This window comes from Micromonospora sp. CV4 (genome assembly GCF_003667455.1).
GTDB lineage: Bacteria > Actinomycetota > Actinomycetes > Mycobacteriales > Micromonosporaceae > Micromonospora.
Genome location: NZ_RCVI01000145.1, coordinates 1 through 18,935, shown reverse-complemented (window position 1 = coordinate 18,935; position 18,935 = coordinate 1). Strand labels below are relative to the sequence as shown.

General features: G+C 72.8%; 15 protein-coding genes. 11 read left to right on the top strand and 4 right to left on the bottom strand.

The annotated features are described in order from the left end of the window. Positions 1 to 6: 6 nt before the first annotated feature. Entirely contained in the window at positions 7 to 2,133 is a 2,127-nt protein-coding gene (locus tag EAD98_RS02630) for an efflux RND transporter permease subunit (RefSeq protein ID WP_121652486.1), read from the bottom strand. A gap of 125 nt (positions 2,134 to 2,258) precedes the next feature. On the opposite strand from EAD98_RS02630, the gene EAD98_RS02625 reads away from it, so the two are divergent. The 5 genes from EAD98_RS02625 (at position 2,259) to EAD98_RS02605 (ending at position 7,401) form a co-directional block, all read left to right on the top strand. Continuing rightward, positions 2,259 to 2,774 (top strand): MarR family winged helix-turn-helix transcriptional regulator, encoded by a 516-nt coding sequence (locus EAD98_RS02625; RefSeq protein ID WP_121652485.1) that lies wholly within the window; start codon positions 2,259 to 2,261, stop codon positions 2,772 to 2,774. Between the two features lie 3 nt (positions 2,775 to 2,777). Then, a complete protein-coding gene (locus tag EAD98_RS02620) occupies positions 2,778 to 4,469 on the top strand; it encodes a CocE/NonD family hydrolase (RefSeq protein WP_121652484.1) in 1,692 nt (563 codons plus the stop codon). Positions 4,470 to 4,657: 188 nt separating this feature from the next. Continuing rightward, a complete protein-coding gene (locus tag EAD98_RS02615) occupies positions 4,658 to 5,473 on the top strand; it encodes a hypothetical protein (protein ID WP_233583690.1) in 816 nt (271 codons plus the stop codon). A gap of 75 nt (positions 5,474 to 5,548) precedes the next feature. After that, positions 5,549 to 6,124 carry a helix-turn-helix transcriptional regulator gene (locus EAD98_RS02610; protein ID WP_121652482.1) on the top strand — a complete coding sequence of 192 codons (576 nt, stop codon included), beginning with the start codon at positions 5,549 to 5,551 and terminating at the stop codon, positions 6,122 to 6,124. Beyond that, positions 6,121 to 7,401 (top strand): MFS transporter, encoded by a 1,281-nt coding sequence (locus EAD98_RS02605; protein ID WP_121652481.1) that lies wholly within the window; start codon positions 6,121 to 6,123, stop codon positions 7,399 to 7,401. The genes EAD98_RS02610 and EAD98_RS02605 overlap by 4 nt, the downstream gene beginning before the upstream one ends. 48 nt (positions 7,402 to 7,449) lie before the next feature. Here the strand turns inward: EAD98_RS02605 and EAD98_RS02600 are convergent, their stop codons facing one another. Further along, positions 7,450 to 7,653, bottom strand: a complete 204-nt coding sequence (locus EAD98_RS02600; protein WP_007462771.1) for a cold-shock protein — start codon at positions 7,651 to 7,653, stop codon at positions 7,450 to 7,452. 181 nt (positions 7,654 to 7,834) lie between these two features. Between EAD98_RS02600 and EAD98_RS02595 the strand changes: the two genes are divergently transcribed. After that, a complete protein-coding gene (locus EAD98_RS02595) occupies positions 7,835 to 8,530 on the top strand; it encodes a methyltransferase (protein WP_121652480.1) in 696 nt (231 codons plus the stop codon). A 100-nt stretch (positions 8,531 to 8,630) separates the two neighbouring features. Then, a complete protein-coding gene (locus tag EAD98_RS02590; protein WP_121652479.1) occupies positions 8,631 to 9,251 on the top strand; it encodes a DedA family protein in 621 nt (206 codons plus the stop codon). Between the two features lie 88 nt (positions 9,252 to 9,339). Here the strand turns inward: EAD98_RS02590 and EAD98_RS02585 are convergent, their stop codons facing one another. Next, positions 9,340 to 9,993: an MBL fold metallo-hydrolase gene (locus EAD98_RS02585; protein WP_121652478.1), complete on the bottom strand. Its 654-nt coding sequence runs from the start codon at positions 9,991 to 9,993 to the stop codon at positions 9,340 to 9,342. Between the two features lie 7 nt (positions 9,994 to 10,000). After that, positions 10,001 to 10,717 (bottom strand): maleylpyruvate isomerase family mycothiol-dependent enzyme, encoded by a 717-nt coding sequence (locus EAD98_RS02580; RefSeq protein WP_121652477.1) that lies wholly within the window; start codon positions 10,715 to 10,717, stop codon positions 10,001 to 10,003. A gap of 178 nt (positions 10,718 to 10,895) precedes the next feature. On the opposite strand from EAD98_RS02580, the gene rsgA reads away from it, so the two are divergent. The 4 genes from rsgA to uvrC all read left to right on the top strand — a co-directional run bounded on the left by rsgA (position 10,896) and on the right by uvrC (position 17,891). Continuing rightward, a complete protein-coding gene (rsgA, locus tag EAD98_RS02575; protein ID WP_121652498.1) occupies positions 10,896 to 11,966 on the top strand; it encodes a ribosome small subunit-dependent GTPase A in 1,071 nt (356 codons plus the stop codon). Between the two features lie 167 nt (positions 11,967 to 12,133). Next, on the top strand, positions 12,134 to 15,082 hold the full coding sequence (uvrA, locus tag EAD98_RS02570) for an excinuclease ABC subunit UvrA (protein WP_121652476.1): 2,949 nt from the start codon (positions 12,134 to 12,136) through the stop codon (positions 15,080 to 15,082). Between the two features lie 189 nt (positions 15,083 to 15,271). After that, a complete protein-coding gene (locus EAD98_RS02565) occupies positions 15,272 to 15,763 on the top strand; it encodes a Rieske (2Fe-2S) protein (protein WP_121652475.1) in 492 nt (163 codons plus the stop codon). Between the two features lie 127 nt (positions 15,764 to 15,890). Then, positions 15,891 to 17,891: an excinuclease ABC subunit UvrC gene (gene uvrC / locus EAD98_RS02560; RefSeq protein ID WP_121652474.1), complete on the top strand. Its 2,001-nt coding sequence runs from the start codon at positions 15,891 to 15,893 to the stop codon at positions 17,889 to 17,891. Positions 17,892 to 18,935: the final 1,044 nt, after the last annotated feature.

Below are 18,935 nucleotides of genomic sequence, written 5' to 3'. Positions count from 1 at the left end.
CGCCGGTCAGCCGCGGCGGGCCGCCGGCTCGGGCAGCGCCGGGGCGTCGGTGCCCGGCCGGGCGTCGATCCGGCCCGGCCACCAGAACCGGTCGCCGAGCAGGAACGCCAGCGCCGGCACGAGGACCGTGCGGACCAGCAGGGTGTCCAGCAGGACGCCGATGCAGACGATGACGCCGATCTGGGTCAGCGTGATCAGTGGCAGCACCCCGAGCACGGCGAAGACCGCGGCGAGCAGGACACCGGCGCTCGTGATCACGCCGCCGGTGACCCGCAGCGCGGAGAGCATCCCGTCCCGGGTGCCCGCGCTGCGGGCGTCCTCCCGGGCCCGGGTGACCAGGAAGATGTTGTAGTCCACGCCGAGCGCCACCAGGAACACGAAGGCGAGCAGCAGCACGCCGCTGTCCAGCGCCGGGAAGCCCAGCACGTGGTCGAAGAGCAGCCACGCCGCGCCGAGGCTGGCGAAGAACGACGCGATGACGGTGAGCACCAGCAGCAGTGGAGCGAGCAGGCCGCGCAGCAGCAGCACGAGCACCGCGCCGACCAGCAGCAGGATGATCGGCAGGATCAGCCGCAGGTCCCGGTCGTTGGCCTCGTCGGAGTCGTAGGTGGCCGCCACGGTGCCGCCGACGATCGCCCCGGACGGGGCGTCCGCGCCGTCGACCGCGGGGGGCGCGGAGCCGGGGACCGCGGCGACCGCGTCGCGCAGCGCCTCGATAGTCCGGTCGGAGGCGGTGGTGCCGGGTTCGGCCTCCAGCACCACGTCGACCTGGGCGACGGCGTCGCCGGCGTCTCCGGGGCGGGCCGAGGAGACGCCGGGCACGGCGGTGGCGGCCTCGGTGACCGCCCGTACCGCGGCCGGGGTGGTGAGCACGGCCACCGGCTGGGTGGTGCCGGCGGGGAACGCCCGGGCCAGGGTCTGCGCCCCGGTGACCGCCTCGGGCTGGGCCCGGAACTGCTCGGTCTCGGACAGGCCGGTGCGGATCCCGAGCCCACCCAGCGCCAGGCCGGCGAGCAGCAGGGTGGCCAGCACGGCGACCGGCGCCGGGCGGCGTTCCACGACGGCGCCGAGCCGACCCCAGAGCCGGCCCTCGCGGGCGGGGCCGCCGACCTTCGGCACGAACGGCCAGAACAGGCCGCGACCGAAGAGCACGAGCACGGCCGGCAGCACGAACAGCGCCGAGAGCATGGCGAAGACCACACCGGTGGCGCAGGCCACGGCCAGTGCCCGGTTCGTCTCCTGCTCGCTGAGCAGCAGGGTGAGCACACCGAGCACCACGGTGCTGCCGCTGGCCAGGATCGGCTCGGCGGTCCGGCGCAGCGCGGCGCGCATCGCCGCGAACCGGTTCTCCTCGCGGCGCAGCTCCTCGCGGTAGCGGGCGATGAGCAGCAGGGCGTAGTCGGTGGCGGCGCCGAAGACCAGCACGCTGGCGATGCCGGTGACCTGACCCGATTGCAGGGTGATCCCGAACGCCGGCACGATCGTGTCCACCGCGCGCAGGGTGATCTGTTCGGTCGCGGCGACCACGACCAGCGGCACGATCCACAGGAACGGGCTGCGGTAGGTGATCAGCAACAGCAGCGCGACCACGGCGGCGGTCACCGCGAGCAGGGTGATGTCGGCGCCGTCGAAGACCGAGGCGAGGTCGGCGGTGAAGGCGGGAGCGCCGGTCACCTCGACGGTGAGCCCCTCCGGCAGGGTCTCCAGCGCGGTGCGTACCTCGCTGACCTTTCCGGTGACCTCGTCCTGACCGCCGGCGGTGCTCAGCGGCACGGCGACCAGCGCCACCGTGCCGTCCGGGGAGATCTGCGGCGGGCTGACCTGCCCACCGACCGCGAGTCGACCCAGGTCGCCGGAGCGCGCGGCGACGGCGCCCCGGTCGGCCTCGCTCAGCGCGCCGCCGTCGTCGCGGCTGACCACCACGATGGCCGGCTGGACCTCGCTGGACGGGAGCTGGTCCTGCAACCGCTCCACCTGGGTCGACTGCCACTGCACGGACAGGCCGCTGGCGGAGACCGGCGCCGGGTTGTCCGGGCGGGGCAGCCCGAAGACCGCCGCGCCGACGACGATGGCGGCGGCCACGGTGAGCCAGGCAGCCAGGCGGCCGCGGGCGACTCGGGTGAAGACAGACATCAGGCGACCTCAAGGTCCTTCTGGTGGTCAAGTATCTTGTCTATCGAGATTATCGGCGGCTGTTCTATGCTGCAACCTGGGGGACCGACGACGGGGAGAAGCGGCGCGAGGTGGCGACTCACGGCATGTACCGGCGGCGCGACACGCGACGTGAGCAGCTGGTCGGGGAAATCACCAACAACCTGCGGCGGTACGCGGTGGACGCCCAGCACGTCGGCCACGCCTTCGCCAACCTGCACGGGCTCAACCCGACCGACCTGAACGCGCTGCTCGCGGTCATGGACGCCGAACTGGTCGGTGACCCGATCACCCCCGGTCGTCTCGGCGAGCAGCTCAACCTCTCCTCCGGCTCGGTCACCGCCCTGATCGACAGGCTGGAACGAGCCGGCCACATCCGCCGGGACCGGGACACCGTCGACCGGCGCAAGGTGCTGCTGCACTACGCCGACCAGGGGGCCGCGCTCGCCATGCAGTTCTTCCAGCCGCTGGGCGCCCGCACCGACTCGGTGATGGCCGAGTTCGGCGACGACGAGCTGGAGCTGGTGCACCGGTTCATGGCGCGGATGAGCGACTCACTGCGGGCGCACCGCGACGCGGTGCGCGCAGCCCGGCCCGAGTCGACCCGCCGCCCGGCGGGCTGACCGTTGCCGGACCGGCTCGTCGCCCGCGTCGCCGGCGCCGCGCTGCGGCTTCCCGCGACCCGCCTCGGCCCGGTGCGGGTCACCCGCGACATCCCGGTCCGGGTCCGCGACGGCGTGGTGCTGCGCACCGACCACTACGCCCCGCACGCCCGGCAGGCGCCCACCGTCCTGATCCGCACCCCGTACGGGCGGGGTGGACCGCTGCGACTGCTCGGTCGGCTGCTCGCCGCCCGCGGTCGGCACGCCGTGATCCAGTCCTGCCGGGGCACCGGCGGCTCCGGCGGGACGTTCGCCCCGCTGGTGCACGAGCGCGACGACGGGGTGGACACCCTGGACTGGCTGCGCCGCCAGCCGTGGTGGTCCGGAGCGCTCGGCATGTTCGGGGTCAGCTACCAGGGCTTCGCGCAGTGGGCGCTGGCCGCCGACGCCGGCGACGATCTGCGCGCGATGGTCGCGGTGGTGACCGCCTCGGCCACCCGGGATTCGACGTACGCGGGCGAGTCGTTCGCCCTGGACACCGTGCTGACCTGGGCGGAGCTGCTGCACGCGCAGACCGTGCCGTGGCTGGCCCGCCAGCGCGAACTCAAGCGCGGGCAGCCCCGACTGGCCGCCGCGCTGGAGCACCTGCCACTGACCGGAGCGGACCGGGTGGCCACCGGCGTGACCATCCCGTTCTTCCAGGAGTGGTTGCGTCACCACACCCCCGACGCCGCGTACTGGCGAACCCGGGTCTTCGCCGACCGGGTGTCCCGGGTGCGAGCGCCGGTGATCATGGTGAGCGGCTGGCACGACATCTTCCTGCCCGCCCAGCTCGACGACTACGCCACCCTGCGCGCCTCCGGCGCTCGTCCCCGCCTGGTGGTCGGCCCCTGGACGCACGGCAGCCCCGGCCTGTTCGTGGCCGCCCTCACCGAGGGGCTCACCTGGCTCGACGCGCACCTGACGGGGCCGGCCCAGGCGGGCGAGCAGTCCCAGGACGCCGGGCCGTCCGGGTCGGCCCCCGTGCGGCTCTTCGTGAGCGGCGCCGGTGGCGGCTGGCGGGACCTGCCGGACTGGCCGCCGCCGGCGGCCGACACCGCCTGGCACCTGCATCCCGGTGGCGAGCTGGCGCCGCGCGCGCCGGTCGCGTCGGCGCCGGACGAGTTCCGGTACGACCCGGCCGACCCCACGCCGTCGCTCGGCGGGCCACTGCTGGTGGCGCAGCGGGCCGGCCCGGTGGACAACCGGAGCGTCGAGGCCCGCCCCGACGTGCTGACGTACACCAGCGCCCCGCTGGACCGGCTGATCGAGGTGATCGGCCCGGTGCACGCCGAGATCCACGTCCGCAGTGAACTCGCGCACCTGGACGTCTTCGTCCGACTGTGTGATGTGGACCGCCGGGGTCGATCGTGGAACGTGTGCGACGGGCTGGTCCGGGTCGCGCCCGGTCGGTTCCCGGCCGACGCGTCCGGGGTGCGCCGGGTTCCGGTGCCGCTCTGGCCGACGGCGTACCGGTTCGCCGCCGGGCACCGGCTGCGGGTGCAGGTCGCCGGTGGCGCCCATCCCCGTTGGGCGCGCAACCCGGGCACCGGCGAACCCCTCGGCACAGCCGTGACTCTGCGTGCCGGGTGGCGGCAGGTTCTGCACGACCCCGCGTACCCCTCGGTGCTGCGGCTACCGATCGTCCACTCTGGCCCGGAACGATCTCCAAGGTGAACAGATGTCCCCTGAGCTGGGCATTAGCGGTTGATGCGGGCTATCGTTGGGTCAACGCCCGGCGCTGTGCACCAGTAGGCCGGGCTCGCCCGTAGCCCCGCACCGCGTACGCGGTGTGACGTCGTGCCCGGCCCCCGCTCGTTGGAAGGGGGGACCCCATGACCCGGGCCCCGGCGAATCTCTTGGCCGTGCGCACCCTGTTGCTGACCCACCTCGACAACGCCCCCGGGCCGGACGATCTGGAGCCGGCGGAGGTCGGCATCGTTGGCGACCCGGCGCACCGCGGCGGCTACCACTGTGGATCGGACCGGGTGGTCACCAACGACTACTCCGTGGTGGAGTCACCACGGGACCGGGCCGGCCTGACCCTGGACGCGGCCGCCTTGGACGTCGGCGGTTTCGAGGTCCGCGTCGATGGCCGTACGCACACCCTGCCCAGCTTCTCGCTGTGGTGCGTGGGGCAGTGCGCCGCGAACGCGGCCGACACCCGGGACATTCGCGAGATCATCTACAGCCCCGACGGAAGCACCGTGCGGCGGTGGGACCGGCTCGGCAAGCGCAGCAGCGGCGACAGTTCGCACCGCTGGCACACCCACTTCAGCTTCTTCCGTGACGCCATCAAGGCCGGCCGCGACCAGCAGCCGTTGTTCCGCCGCTATCTCAGCTCCATCGGACTCCTGGAGGAGAACGACATGACCGAGGCCGAAATCATCGCCGCGTTGCGCAAGGGCGTCACCAGCGACCCGACCATCCGCGAGGTCCTGCGGCGGGCGCCGTGGGAGTTCCTGCCCGCCGACCACGGCGGGAAGACCTCCGCGCACGCCATCGTGCTGAACGGGCTGCCCGCCCAGCTGGCGGCGCTCGCCGGCCAGGACCTCACCGACGAGCCGGCGATCATCCAGGGCGTGCTGGCCGGGCTGACCCCGGAGAAGATCGCCGCGGCCATCCCGCCCACCATGGCCAAGCAGGTCGCCGACGAGCTGGCCCGGCGGTTGGCCGCCTGAGCCGCCCCTGTCCCGCAACAGCGGTTACGCAATATCTGTTGCGCAACTGCTGTTGCGGATGGCAGGCTGGGCGGCATGGAGAGCCCCGACGTACGACAGGTCACCGACTCGCGGGTGCTGGCCGCCATGGCCCACCCGCTGCGCCGCCGGCTGATGGACGTGCTCAAGGTGTACGGCCCCTCGACCGTCGGCATGCTCGCCGAGCGCACCGACCAGGCGCCCGCGAACGTCAGCCACCACCTCAAGGTGCTCGCCGCCGGCGAACTGGTCACCGAGGCCCCCGAGCTGGCCCGCGACCGGCGCGAGCGGTGGTGGCGGCTGGTCACCCGGGGGGTGCGCTGGTCCAACACCGACTTCGACGCCGACCCGGCCGCCCGCGCGGTCGCCGACGCCGCCACCTCGCTCAACCTGGACCGGCACGTCGCCCTGGCCCGGGCCTGGCACGCCGCCGACGAGGAGGCGCAGGCCGCCTGGGAGGACGGGCCGTTCTCCACCGACCGCTGGATGCACCTCACGCCCGACGAGCTGGCCGAGCTGAGTCGCGAGATGGTCGACCTGCTGGCCCGCTGGGCCGACCGGGAGGTGCCCGACGACGGGCGCGACCGCCAGCCGGTCTTCGTGTTCGCCCACGGCGTCCCGGCCCGGCCGTGACCACGGCCACGCACACCGACCCGGGCCCGGTCCGGCAGAGCGGCGGGCTGCTGCGGCACCGGGACTTCCGGCTGCTCTGGGCCGGCCAGGCGATCAGCAGCGTCGGCAGCAACGTCACCACCGTCGCGCTGCCACTGGTCGCGGTGGCCGTGCTCGACGCCGGCACCTTCCAGGTGGCGGTGCTCACCGCGGCGGCCTGGCTGCCGTGGCTGCTGATCGGCCTCCCGGCCGGCGCCTGGGTGGACCGGCTGCCGCGCCGGCCGGTGATGATCGCCTGCGACGTGTTCTGCGCGGCGGCGTTCCTCAGCGTGCCGCTGGCCGCCGTCCTGGACCAGCTCACCGTCTGGCACCTGCTGCTCGTCGCGCTCGGCGCCGGCACCGCACGGGTCTTCTTCGAGACCGCCGACCAGGTGTACCTGCCGGTGCTGCTCCGCGCCGACCAACTGCCGGAGGGCAACGCGAAGCTACAGGCCACCCAGACCGTGAGCTACGTCGTCGGGCCCGGCCTCGCGGGCCTCATCGCCCAGCTCACCGGGGCGGTCGCCGCGCTGCTGCTCGACGCGGTCACGTTCCTGGTCTCCGCGGCCTGCCTGCTGCGGATCCGTACCGTCGAGCCGCGTACCCGGCGGGCCGACCGGTCCCGGTCACTGCGCCGGGACATCGCCGAGGGTCTGCGCTTCGTCGTCCGGGACCCGTACCTGCGGGTGCTCACGGTCTTCGGCGCCGCCAGCAACATCGGGCTGATCGGCTACCAGGCCGTCCTGGTGGTGTTCCTGGTCCGCGAGCTGCGGCTCGCGCCCGGCGTGGTGGGCGTCCTGGTCGCGGTGATGAGCGCCGGGGGGATCGTCGGCGCGCTGCTGGCCACCGTGCTGGGCCGGCGCTGCGGCACCGCGCGGGCCATGCTGCTCGGGGCAGCCCTCACCGGGCCGCCCGCGCTGCTCATCCCGCTGGCCACGCCCGGTGTGGGACTGATCTGGCCGGCCCTCGGCGGCGTCCTGATCGGTCTCGGCGTGGCCATTGGCAACGTGCTCAAGGGCAGCTTCCGCCAGACGTACACCCCGCACCACCTGCTCGGCCGGGTGACCGTGAGCATGCAGCTGCTCAACTACGGCACCATCCCGCTGGCAGCCGTGCTGGCCGGAGCCCTCGGCGCGCGCTACGGCGTCGGGACCGCGATCGGGGTGATGACCGCCTGGTTGGCGCTCACCCCGTTGATTCTGCTGATCGGACCACTCCGGCGGCGGCGGGACCTGCCCGCCGCCCCGGCGGCGTCTTGAGTGCGCTGCAGCGGCGGCCGGAGACCGGCCGCCGCTACCGGCACGGAGCTACATCGGGCGGACGTTGTCCGCCTGCGGACCCTTCTGCCCCTGGGTCACCTCGAACTCGACCTTCTGGCCCTCGTTGAGCTCCCGGTAGCCGCTCGAGGCGATGGCGGAGTAGTGGACGAACACGTCCGGCCCTCCACCGTCCTGCTCGATGAAACCGAAGCCCTTTTCCGAGTTGAACCACTTAACCGTGCCGGTTGCCATGCATCTCTCCCTGTTCAAAGCGGCTGACCCTCGGCCTGTGGCCGATGATCGCCCGTACCTGTCCGACAGTAACGGGCGAAACGCCGATCTGCCGGCCGAAGTGCCGTAGGTCTTCGAGTGAAGTCGGGTGAACTCTGCGCGCCGGCCGGTGAAACCCACCCCGGCGACCCTCCGCTGGGGCATGCTTGCGCCGATGAGGGGTGCCGCAGCCGCCGCGCTGTCCGAGCTGGAGCGCGAAATCGACGCGCCCGGCGCCGGCCTGGACCGGCTCCGGCTGGTGCCCACCCCCTTCGTGCCGGAGGTACGGCTGCACCTGGCCGAGGACGCGATCGTCTGGTGGGCCCGGATGGAGGCGACCGTCGGGCACGCCCTGCCGCCGCCGTACTGGGCCTCCGCCTGGGCCGGGGGCCAGGCCCTGGCCCGCCACCTGCTGGACCATCCGGAGCTGGTCGCCGGCCAACGGGTCCTCGACCTCGCCGCCGGGTCGGGGCTGGTGGCCATCGCCGCCGCGCTGGCCGGCGCGGCGAGAGTGGTCGCCAACGACATCGACCCGTACGCCGTCGCCGCCGTCACCGTCAACGCGCGGGCCAACCGGGTCGCCGTCGACGCCACCGGGGACGACCTGCTCGACAGCGTCGACGCCGAGGCGGACCTGGTCGTCGCCGGGGACGTCTTCTACAGCCGCGCGATGGCCGACCGGATGTTGCCGTTCCTCCAGCGGGCCGCCGCCGGCGGCGCCGAGGTGCTGGTCGGCGATCCCGGCCGGGGGCATCTGCCGGCGGACCGGCTGACGGTGCTGGCCGACTATCCGGTGCCCACCACCGAACCCTCGGTCGACTCGTCGCTGCGCCGGGTGCAGGTGCTGCGACCCGCCTGAGGCCGGGCCGTCTCAGGGGCGACCCCGAGGCGGATACCAGGGGTCGCTGGGGGATGCGACCGGATGTCCACGGTGGCACGGTGGCCATAGCGTACGGGGCATGACGCAATGGCTGGCTCAGGTCGGGGAACTGCCCATCGTGCTGCTGATGGGCACGCTCGGGCTGGTCATGCTCTTCGACGCCGTGCCGCTGCTGGGGGTCCTGGTCCCCGGCGACGTGGCGATCCTCGCCGCGGTCGGCGTGGGCCGCCCGGCCACCGGGCTCGCCACCTTCACCGCGGTGCTGGTCGGCTGCCTGGCCGGTTGGTCGTTGAGCTTCCTCGTCGGTCGCCGGTACGGGGAGCGGCTGCGGCGCAGTCGGGTCGGCGACTGGATCGGCGAGGCGCGTTGGACGGCGGCGGAGGGGCTGCTGCGTCGCGGTGGGGGGCGGATGGTGGTGGTGGCGCCGTTCCTGCCGGTGTTCAACGCGCTGCTGCCGCTGGCCGCCGGCGGGCTGCGGATGTCGTACCGGCGGTTCCTCGGCTGCGCGGCGCTCGGCGCGACGGCCTGGGCCGGTCTCTACCTCGCGCTGGGCACCGCGTCCCGCTCGCTGGCCGGGCTGCTGCCGGGGGAGTCCAGCCCGCTGCTCGTCACCATGGGTGTCGGGCTGGTGCTGGCCGCCGTGGTGCTGCTGGGCACCCGGCGCCGGCTGCGGGCGGTCACCGGGGCGCCGACGCCCTGACCGGTTCGGCCCGACTGCGGGTGCGGGGGTGCGCCCGCGCGGTCGGGTGGGTGGTGCGGGGCCGGCCGGGGGGGCCGGCCCCGCGGGGTCACCAGCCCCGAGCCCGCCACTGCGGCAGGGCGGGGCGTTCCGCGCCGAGCGTGCTGTCCTTGCCGTGACCGGGATAGAACCAGGTCTCGTCCGGCAGCCGGTCGAACAGCTTGTGCTCGACGTCGTCGATCAGCGCGGCGAAGCGCTCCGGGTCCTTGTCGGTGTTACCGACCCCACCGGGGAAAAGGCTGTCCCCGGTGAAGAGGTGCGGGGTGCCGGCCGGGTCGCGGTAGAGCAGCGCGATCGAGCCCGGGGTGTGCCCCTTGATGTGGATGACCTCCAGGGCGCAGTCGCCGACCGGCACGGTGTCGCCGTCGGCGAGCCGCTGCGCCTCGATCGGCAGCCCGGCGGCGTCGTCGGCGTGCACCAGCGCCCGGGCGCCGGTCTTGGCGACCACCTCCTCCAGCGCCACCCAGTGATCCATGTGCTGGTGGGTGGTCACCACGGCGGTGAGCCCGCTGTCGCCGATCAGGTCCAACAGCCGGGGCGCCTCGTTGGCGGCGTCGATCAGGACCTGCTCGCCGGTGCCCGTGCACCGCAGCAGGTAGGCGTTGTTGTCCATCGGGCCCACCGACAGCTTGCTGATGCTGAGCCCGTTCAGCTCCCGCACCGCCGGCGCGTCGCCGGGGGTGACGTCTCCGCTGTATGTCATGAGGTCTCTAGATCCATTCCGGTGGAGTAGGCAGGGGACCGTCGGGAGTGACGGCGAGCGCGCCGCCGCCGTCACGGCCGATCAGCCAGGCGGCGAGGTCGGCGGCCGGACCGGCGATGACCGGCGCGCCCGCGCGCTCCCCGATCACCAGCTCGTGCTGGCTGCCGTCGAAGCGCAGCACCATCGACGGCGGCGCCGGCCGGTCGGCGTGGTGCGCGGACACCTCGTGCAGCAGCCGGTGGGCGAACGCCTCCGACCAGTCGGCGGGCCGGTAGTCGGTGGCCAGGTCGAGATGGTGCACCTCGATCTCACGCAACCGGCCCCAGACGAGCAGCGCCGCGGGCCACGGGCCGCGGCGGGTCTGCACCGTCGCCGCCCACGCCTCGACGGGCATGGCCGCGACCGCCTCGGTGAACCGGTCCGCGGTACGCCGCAGGTCGTCCAGATGCTCGGCCGGTGGCCGGCCCGCGCCGGCCTCGATGTCCGCCGCGCGGGCCTCCGGCGAGGCGTACATCGGCAGCGGCTCGCCGGTGCGGGCCGCGGTGAGCAGGTTGACGAAGCCGTCGGCGTTGCGCGCCAGGTGCGTCAGGACGTGGCCGCGCGTCCAGCCCGGCAGCAGCGACGAGGCCGCCAGGTCCGCGTCGCCGAAGGAGGCCGCGGTACGCAGGAGCCGGCTGGTGGCGTCGTCCACCTCGCCCATCAGCAGCAGCGGATCGGTGGTCACGCGTCGACCCTAGCGGTACGCCGTCGCGGCGTCGCCGGGGAAATCGCTTTCGGCGCGTCGGGCCGCGCCCTACCGTCAGCGGCATACGCGGCACCGGGACGTCGGACGGAGGTGGTGACCATGCCGGACGTGGCACGTGTGTTCCGCCATCACCAGCTTCGACACCGATGAGGATGCCATGACGATCGATCTGACCGCCCTCGGCTGGGACGCCGAGCGGGCGGCGTACGCCGCACGACGAGGCGACCACCACCCGGGCCGGGTGGCCCGGGTGGACCGGGGGGTCTGCACGGTGCTCACCGCGGCCGGCCCGGTCCGGGCCAGCCTGGGTGGGGCGGTGCTGGCCGCCGCCGTTCGGGACCCCTCCGCGCTGCCCTGCGCGGGTGACTGGGTGCTGCTCGCGCACTGGCCGGACCGCCGCACCACCGTGGAGACGGTGCTGCCCCGGGGGGCCGCGCTGATCCGCCGTACCGCCGGCAAGGACGCCAGCGGCCAGGTGCTGGCCGCCAACCTCGACGCCGCCGCCGTGGTGGAGCCGGTGCACCCGGAGCCGGACGTCGGCCGGATCGAGCGGCTGCTCTCCCTGGCCCACGAGTCCGGGGCCCGGCCGCTGGTCGTGCTGACCAAGGCCGACCTCGCGGCCGACCCGGACGCGCTGGCCCGCCAGCTCGCCGCGGTCGCCCCCGGCGTGCCGGTGCTGCCGGTCAGCGCCGAGCGCGGCCTCGGCCTGGAACCGCTGCGGGCCGAGGTGGCGCCCGGTCGCACGCTCGGCCTGCTCGGGCCCTCCGGCGCCGGCAAGTCGAGCCTGGTCAACGCGCTGGCCGGCGCGGTGATGATGCCGACCCAGGCGATCCGGCGGGTCGACGGCAAGGGCCGGCACACCACCACCTGGCGGGCCCTGGTGCCCATCCCCGACGGCGGGGCGGTGATCGACACGCCCGGCGTGCGGGCGGTCGGCCTGCTGGACGGCGTGGCCGGGCTCGACCGGGCCTTCGCCGACATCGCCGGGCTGGCCGAGGGCTGCCGGTACGCCGACTGCGGGCACGACGGGGAGCCCGCCTGCGCGGTCCGCGACGCGCTGAGCACCGGGGAGCTGTCCACCCGTCGCTGGGAGAGCTGGCGGCGGCTGCAGGGGGAGGTGGCCCAGGAGAGCCGGCGGCGCGAGGCGCGGCTCGCCGCGGAGCGGCGTGGCGGGTGGCGTTCCGCCCGGCGCCGGGCGGCCCGACCGCCGTCTCCCGGAGGATACTGACAGGCCCGGCCGACCGGGCTGAGCTGGGGGAATGTGCGGGCGGGGGAAAGTGTCATACCTCGGGGCTAGAGTTGCCGAGGCGCCTTTTCCGCGCCCGCACGACCGCTCAGATCATCCCAGAGCGGGACACATCCTTCGCTTCGTCTTCACCCGGGAGTACACGGACCGTGGCCGACCGACTGATCATCCGTGGCGCGCGCGAGCACAACCTGCGTGACGTCAGTCTCGACCTGCCCCGGGACGCACTCATCGTGTTCACCGGGCTGTCCGGGTCGGGCAAGTCGAGCCTGGCCTTCGACACGATCTTCGCCGAGGGGCAGCGGCGTTACGTCGAGTCGCTCTCGTCGTACGCGCGGCAGTTCCTCGGCCAGATGGACAAGCCCGACGTCGACTTCATCGAGGGCCTGAGCCCGGCCGTTTCCATCGACCAGAAGTCGACCTCGCGCAACCCGCGCTCGACCGTCGGCACCATCACCGAGGTCTACGACTACCTGCGGCTGCTCTACGCCCGCATCGGCGAGCCGCACTGCCCGGTCTGCGGCGAGCGGATCTCCCGCCAGAGCCCGCAGCAGATCGTCGACCGGGTCCTCGCCATGGCCGAGGGCACCAAGTTCATGGTGCTCGCCCCGGTCATCCGCGGCCGCAAGGGCGAGTACGTCGACCTCTTCGCCGAGCTGCAGGCCAAGGGCTACGCCCGGGCCCGCGTCGACGGCGTGGTGCACCCGCTGACCGAGCCGCCGAAGCTCAAGAAGCAGGAGAAGCACACCATCGAGGTGGTGATCGACCGGCTCACCGTCAAGCCGAGCGCCAAGCAGCGGCTGACCGACTCGGTCGAGGCCGCCCTGGGCCTGTCCAGCGGCCTGGTGCTGCTCGACTTCGTCGACCTGCCGGAGGACGACCCGAACCGGGAGCGTCGCTACTCCGAGCACCTGGCCTGCCCAAACGACCACCCGCTCGCCATCGAGGACCTCGAGCCCCGGGTCTTCTCCTTCAACGCGCCGTACGGCGCCTGCCCGGAGTGCACCGGCCTGGGCACCAAGAAGGAGGTCGACCCGGAGCTGCTGGTGCCCGACCCGGAGCGCAGCCTGCGCGAGGGCGCCATCCAGCCCTGGTCCACCGGCCACAACCTGGAATACTTCCTGCGCCTGCTGGAGGCGCTCGGCGAGGCCCAGCACTTCGACGTCGGCACCCCGTGGCGGGCACTGCCGGCGCGGGCGCAGAAGACGATCCTGCACGGCTCCGACGACCAGGTGCACGTGCGTTACCGCAACAAGTACGGCCGTGAGCGCTCCTACTACACCGGCTTCGAGGGCGTGGTGCAGTGGATCGAGCGCCGCCACTCCGACACCGAGTCCGAGTGGTCCCGCGACAAGTACGAGGGCTACATGCGCGACGTGCCGTGCGCGGCGTGCGGCGGCGCCCGGCTCAAGCCCGAGGTGCTCGCGGTCACGCTGGCCGGCAAGAGCATCGCCGAGGTCTGCAACCTGTCCGTGGGGGAGTGCGCCGACCTGCTGGCGGGCATCGAGCTCTCCGACCGGCAGAAGATGATCGCCGAGCGGGTGCTGAAGGAGATCAACGCGCGGCTGCGGTTCCTGCTCGACGTCGGCCTGGACTACCTGTCCCTGGACCGGCCCGCCGGCACCCTGTCCGGCGGCGAGGCGCAGCGCATCCGGCTGGCCACCCAGATCGGCTCCGGCCTGGTGGGCGTGCTGTACGTGCTCGACGAGCCGTCGATCGGTCTGCACCAGCGCGACAACCACCGGCTGATCGAGACGCTGATCCGGCTGCGCGGGCTGGGCAACACGCTGATCGTGGTGGAGCACGACGAGGACACCATCCGCACCGCCGACTGGATCGTCGACATCGGCCCCGGGGCCGGTGAGCACGGCGGCAAGATCGTGCACAGCGGCTCCGTGCCGGCGCTGCTGGAGAACCCGGAGTCGATCACCGGGGCGTACCTGTCCGGGCGCCGGTCGATCCCGACGCCGCAGAAGCGCCGCCCGCACACCAAGGACCGGGAGCTGGTGGTCCACGGCGCGCGCGAGCACAACCTGCGCAACCTGACCGTGTCCTTCCCGCTGGGCCAGCTGATCGCGGTCACCGGGGTCAGCGGCTCGGGCAAGTCGACGCTGGTCAACGACATCCTGTACGCGGTGCTGGCCAACCAGATCAACGGCGCCCGTCTGGTGCCCGGTCGGCACACCCGGGTCGGCGGCCTGGAGCACGTGGACAAGGTCGTCGGCGTGGACCAGTCGCCGATCGGCCGGACGCCACGCTCCAACCCGGCCACCTACACCGGGGTCTGGGACCACGTCCGCAAGCTCTTCGCCGAGACCACCGAGGCCAAGGTGCGCGGGTACGGTCCGGGCCGGTTCTCGTTCAACGTCAAGGGCGGGCGCTGCGAGGCGTGCTCCGGCGACGGCACCATCAAGATCGAGATGAACTTCCTGCCCGACGTGTACGTGCCGTGCGAGGTCTGCAAGGGCGCCCGGTACAACCGGGAGACCCTGGAGGTGCACTACAAGGGCAAGACCGTCTCGGACGTGCTGGAGATGCCGATCGAGGAGGCCGCCGAGTTCTTCTCCGCCATCCCGGCCATCCACCGTCACCTCAAGACGCTGGTGGATGTCGGCCTCGGCTACGTCCGCCTCGGCCAGCCCGCGCCGACCCTCTCCGGTGGTGAGGCGCAGCGGGTCAAGCTCGCGTCCGAGTTGCAGAAGCGCTCCACGGGTCGGACGGTCTACGTGCTCGACGAGCCGACCACCGGCCTGCACTTCGAGGACATCCGCAAGCTGCTGATGGTGCTGGAAGGGCTGGTCGAGAAGGGCAACACGGTGATCACCATCGAGCACAACCTCGACGTGATCAAGACGGCCGACTGGCTGATCGACATGGGCCCGGAGGGCGGCCACCGGGGCGGCATGGTGCTGGCCACCGGCACTCCCGAGGAGGTCGCCGAGGTGCCCGAGAGCCACACCGGCCAGTTCCTGCGCCAGGTGCTCAAGCTCGACGGCGATGCCAAGGGCGCGGCGGCCGCCACCACCCGGGCCGCCAAGGCCAACGGCGCCACCAAGACGCGGGCGAGCCGCAAGGTGGCGGCGACCGCCGCGCGCTGACCCCGATCCCTGCGGGGCGGGTCCGTACCGACTTCGCGCGCCGACTGCGGCGCGCGGGACGCGGTCCGCCCCGCCCCGTCCCATTTCCCGGGTCGGACGGGTGCCATCGTGAACCATCCGGCACAGTTGCCCGTGTGGAGAGGGTGTGGCCGGCTCTTGCCGGCGCAGCGGGCAACAGAGAGGCGAGGCATGAGTGACGATCAGGCGCTGACCGGTCCGGGTACGCAGACCCGTCGGACCCTGCTCACCGGCGTCGGAGCGGTCGGCGCGGCCGTCGTACTGGCCGCCTGCGGCGACGACACCGGTAGTGGCACCCCCGCCGGCGACGCCCCGACCAGCGGCGGCCCGGCGGTGCCCAGCACCGGTGACGCCGGCGGCGGCGACCGGCAGGGCGCCCAGTCGCTCGCCACCACCGCCGACATTCCGGTTGGCGGCGGCAAGGTCCTCGCCGCCGAGGGCGTGGTCATCACCCAGCCCACGGCCGGCCAGTTCAAGGGCTTCAGCCCGATCTGTACGCACCAGAACTGCCCGGTGACGAACGTCGACGGCGGCACCATCAACTGCACCTGCCACGGCAGCAAGTTCTCGATCGAGGACGGCTCGGTGAAGGCCGGTCCGGCCACCAAGCCGCTGCCGCCGAAGGACATCAAGGTCACCGGCGACCAGATCTCGCTGGCCTGATCGGTCAACCCGCCTGATCGGCTCGGCCTCCGGGGTGTTCGGCGTCCGTCGACGCCCGTACTTCCCGGAGCCGAGTCGATCTAGCGCTTGCGGCGGGCTGTCGGTGCGGCGGACTAGGCTTGTTGGTGTGGCTGACCCCTCGACCTACCGTCCCGCACCCGGCACCATCCCGGAGTCCCCGGGGGTCTACCGCTTTCGCGACGGCACCGGTCGGGTGATCTACGTCGGCAAGGCGAAGAACCTGCGCAGCCGGCTCAACTCCTACTTCGGCGACGTCTGGAACCTGCACGAGCGCACCCGGCAGATGGTCACCACCGCCGAGTCGGTGGACTGGATCACCGTCGGCACCGAGGTCGAGGCGCTCCAGCAGGAGTTCACCTGGATCAAGCAGTACGACCCCCGGTTCAACGTCCGCTACCGCGACGACAAGTCGTACCCCTATCTGGCCGTCACCCTCGACGAGGAATACCCGCGACTCCAGGTGATGCGCGGCGCGAAGCGCAAGGGTGTGCGCTATTTCGGGCCGTACTCGCACGCCTGGGCCATCCGGGAGACCCTCGACCTGCTGCTGCGGGTGTTCCCGGCCCGGACGTGCTCCGCCGGGGTGTTCAAGAGGGCCGGCCAGGTCGGCCGTCCCTGCCTGCTCGGCTACATCGGCAAGTGCTCGGCGCCCTGCGTCGGCAGCGTCTCCGCCGACGAGCACCGGGCCATCGTCGACGGCTTTTGCGACTTCATGGCCGGGCGCACCGACACCATGGTCCGCAAGATCGAACGCGAGATGACCGAGGCGAGCGAGCAGCTGGAGTTCGAGCGGGCCGCACGGCTGCGCGACGACGTGGCCGCGCTGCGTCGGGCGATGGAGAAGCAGACCGTGGTGTTGGGCGACGGCACCGACGCCGACGTGGTCGCGTTCGCCGACGACCCGCTCGAGGCGGCCGTGCAGGTCTTCCACGTCCGCGACGGCCGGGTCCGCGGCCAGCGCGGCTGGGTGGTGGAGAAGACCGAGGACCTGACGACCGGCGACCTGGTGCACCACTTCTGCACCCAGGTGTACGGCGGCGAGCACGGCGAGGCCGACGTGCCCCGCGAGCTGCTGGTGCCCGAGCTGCCCGCGGACGCCGACGCGCTGGCCGAATGGCTCTCCACCCATCGGGGCAGCCGCGTGTCGTTGCGGGTGCCGCAGCGGGGCGACAAGCGTTCGCTGATGGAGACGGTGGAGCGCAACGCCAAGGACGCGCTGGCCCGGCACAAGCTCAAGCGGTCCGGTGACCTGACCACCCGGGGTAAGGCGCTGGACGAGATCAGCGAGGCGCTCGACATGCGCACGTCGCCACTGCGCATCGAGTGTTTCGACATCTCCCAGATCCAGGGCACCGACGTGGTGGCCAGCATGGTGGTCTTCGAGGATGGGCTGCCCCGCAAGAGCGAGTACCGGCGGTTCATCGTCCGGGGCGCGACCGATGACCTCTCCGCGATGTCCGAGGTGCTGCGCCGCCGCTTTGCCCGCTACCTCGACGCGCGGGCGGAGACGGGCGAGGTGGGGGTCGAGCCGGCCGACGATCCGGCCGCCCCGGGCGGACAGGGTGACACCGACGAGCCGCAGGTGGGGATCCTGGTCGATCCGACCACCGGCCGACCCCGCAAGTTCGCGTACCCACCGCAGCTGGTTGTCGTCGACGGCGGCGCGCCGCAGGTCGCCGCGGCCGCCCAGGCTCTCGCGGAGCTGGGCATCGACGACGTGGCGCTGTGTGGGCTCGCCAAGCGGCTGGAGGAGGTCTGGCTCCCCGACGACGAGTTCCCGGTCATCCTGCCGCGCACCTCGGAAGGGCTCTACCTGCTGCAGCGGGTCCGCGACGAGGCGCACCGGTTCGCCATCACCTTCCACCGGCAGCGCCGCTCCAAGCGGATGACCGAGTCGGCGCTGGACCAGGTGCCCGGCCTGGGCGAGGTGCGGCGCAAGGCGCTGCTGCGGCATTTCGGCTCGCTCAAGCGGCTGTCCTCCGCCACCGTTGAGGAGATCACCGAGGTGCCCGGGGTGGGCCGGCGCACCGCCGAGTCGATCCTGGCCGCCCTCACCAAGGACAGCGCAAAGGCCGACCAGGGCGCCGAGGCCACGCCGAGTTCGTAAGCCCGCCGGCCGCCGCGGACCGTTCATCGCCTTCGGTGATCGTGGGCGGTCAGCCACGTAGCTCCTGGTCGGTCAGCCGCGTAGATCGTGGTCGGTCAGCCGCGTAGATCGTGGTCGGTCAGCCGCGTAGATCGTGGTCGGTCCGCCGCGCCCGCCGTCCCTGGCGGCCGATGGGCATGGAGTCCGGAGATGGGCCGGCCACGGGCGGCACCCGCACCCGAAAGCGGTATACCTCAGAGTCATATTTATGCCTCTGAGTCATCGGCCTCAACCCAGTGGCCTCGCCCGGCCGGCCCGTTTGCGCGTGTCTCACCGGGAACTGTCGGCTCGGCTCGGCCACGAGAGGTGATCGACTCGGTATCGCCGACATCGGGGCATCCGCAAGCCCTGGACACCGCGACATCCCCGATATCGAGTCGATCACCCCGACGAGGCGCCTGCTCAGACGATTCCGGGCGAGGTCGTCAACGAGCGGTATACCTCAGAGTCATATTTGTGCCTCTGAGTCATCGGCCTCAACCCAGTGGCCTCGCCCGGCCGGCCCGTTTGCGCGTGTCTCACCGGGAACTGTCGGCTCGGCTCGGCCACGAGAGGTGATCGACTCGGTATCGCCGATATCGGGGCATCCGCAAGCCCTGGACACCGCGACATCCCCGATATCGAGTCGATCATCCCGAAGAGGCACTCCCCAGGCCTGGCCGGCGGGGTCGTCAACGAGCGCGATACCTCAGAGGCATATTTATGACTCACAGGTATACCGCTCACCAGAGCCACCGCCCCTCGGCGAGTGCAGGGCCGGCCGGGGGCGGGTCCGGTGCAGGGGAGGCAGCGAGCGGCCGGGCGCTGGTGGGTCGGCTCGGTACTCCACGGACCCCGCAACCAGGCTGTCGCGGTCCGATCTCAGAGTGGCCGGTGGGATGGGTTGACCCACCCAGACCCCCGGGCACCTGACGCGCCGAATGTCCGGTCTGCCGGCGGCCTGAAGGGCGGGTGGCGGGCTGGCGGGCTGACGGGCTGACGGGCTAACGGGCTGACGGGCTGACG

What these genes read in the sequence shown, in the direction of transcription:
- EAD98_RS02610 (WP_121652482.1), top strand. Translation starts at nt 5,549, where the DNA reads ATGGAGAGCCCCGACGTACGACAGGTCACCGACTCGCGGGTGCTGGCC.
- EAD98_RS02630 (WP_121652486.1), bottom strand. Translation starts at nt 2,133, where the DNA reads ATGTCTGTCTTCACCCGAGTCGCCCGCGGCCGCCTGGCTGCCTGGCTC.
- EAD98_RS02565 (WP_121652475.1), top strand. Translation starts at nt 15,272, where the DNA reads ATGAGTGACGATCAGGCGCTGACCGGTCCGGGTACGCAGACCCGTCGG.
- EAD98_RS02595 (WP_121652480.1), top strand. Translation starts at nt 7,835, where the DNA reads ATGCTTGCGCCGATGAGGGGTGCCGCAGCCGCCGCGCTGTCCGAGCTG.
- EAD98_RS02625 (WP_121652485.1), top strand. Translation starts at nt 2,259, where the DNA reads ATGTACCGGCGGCGCGACACGCGACGTGAGCAGCTGGTCGGGGAAATC.
- EAD98_RS02600 (WP_007462771.1), bottom strand. Translation starts at nt 7,653, where the DNA reads ATGGCAACCGGCACGGTTAAGTGGTTCAACTCGGAAAAGGGCTTCGGT.
- EAD98_RS02590 (WP_121652479.1), top strand. Translation starts at nt 8,631, where the DNA reads ATGACGCAATGGCTGGCTCAGGTCGGGGAACTGCCCATCGTGCTGCTG.
- EAD98_RS02585 (WP_121652478.1), bottom strand. Translation starts at nt 9,993, where the DNA reads ATGACATACAGCGGAGACGTCACCCCCGGCGACGCGCCGGCGGTGCGG.
- rsgA (WP_121652498.1), top strand. Translation starts at nt 10,896, where the DNA reads ATGACGATCGATCTGACCGCCCTCGGCTGGGACGCCGAGCGGGCGGCG.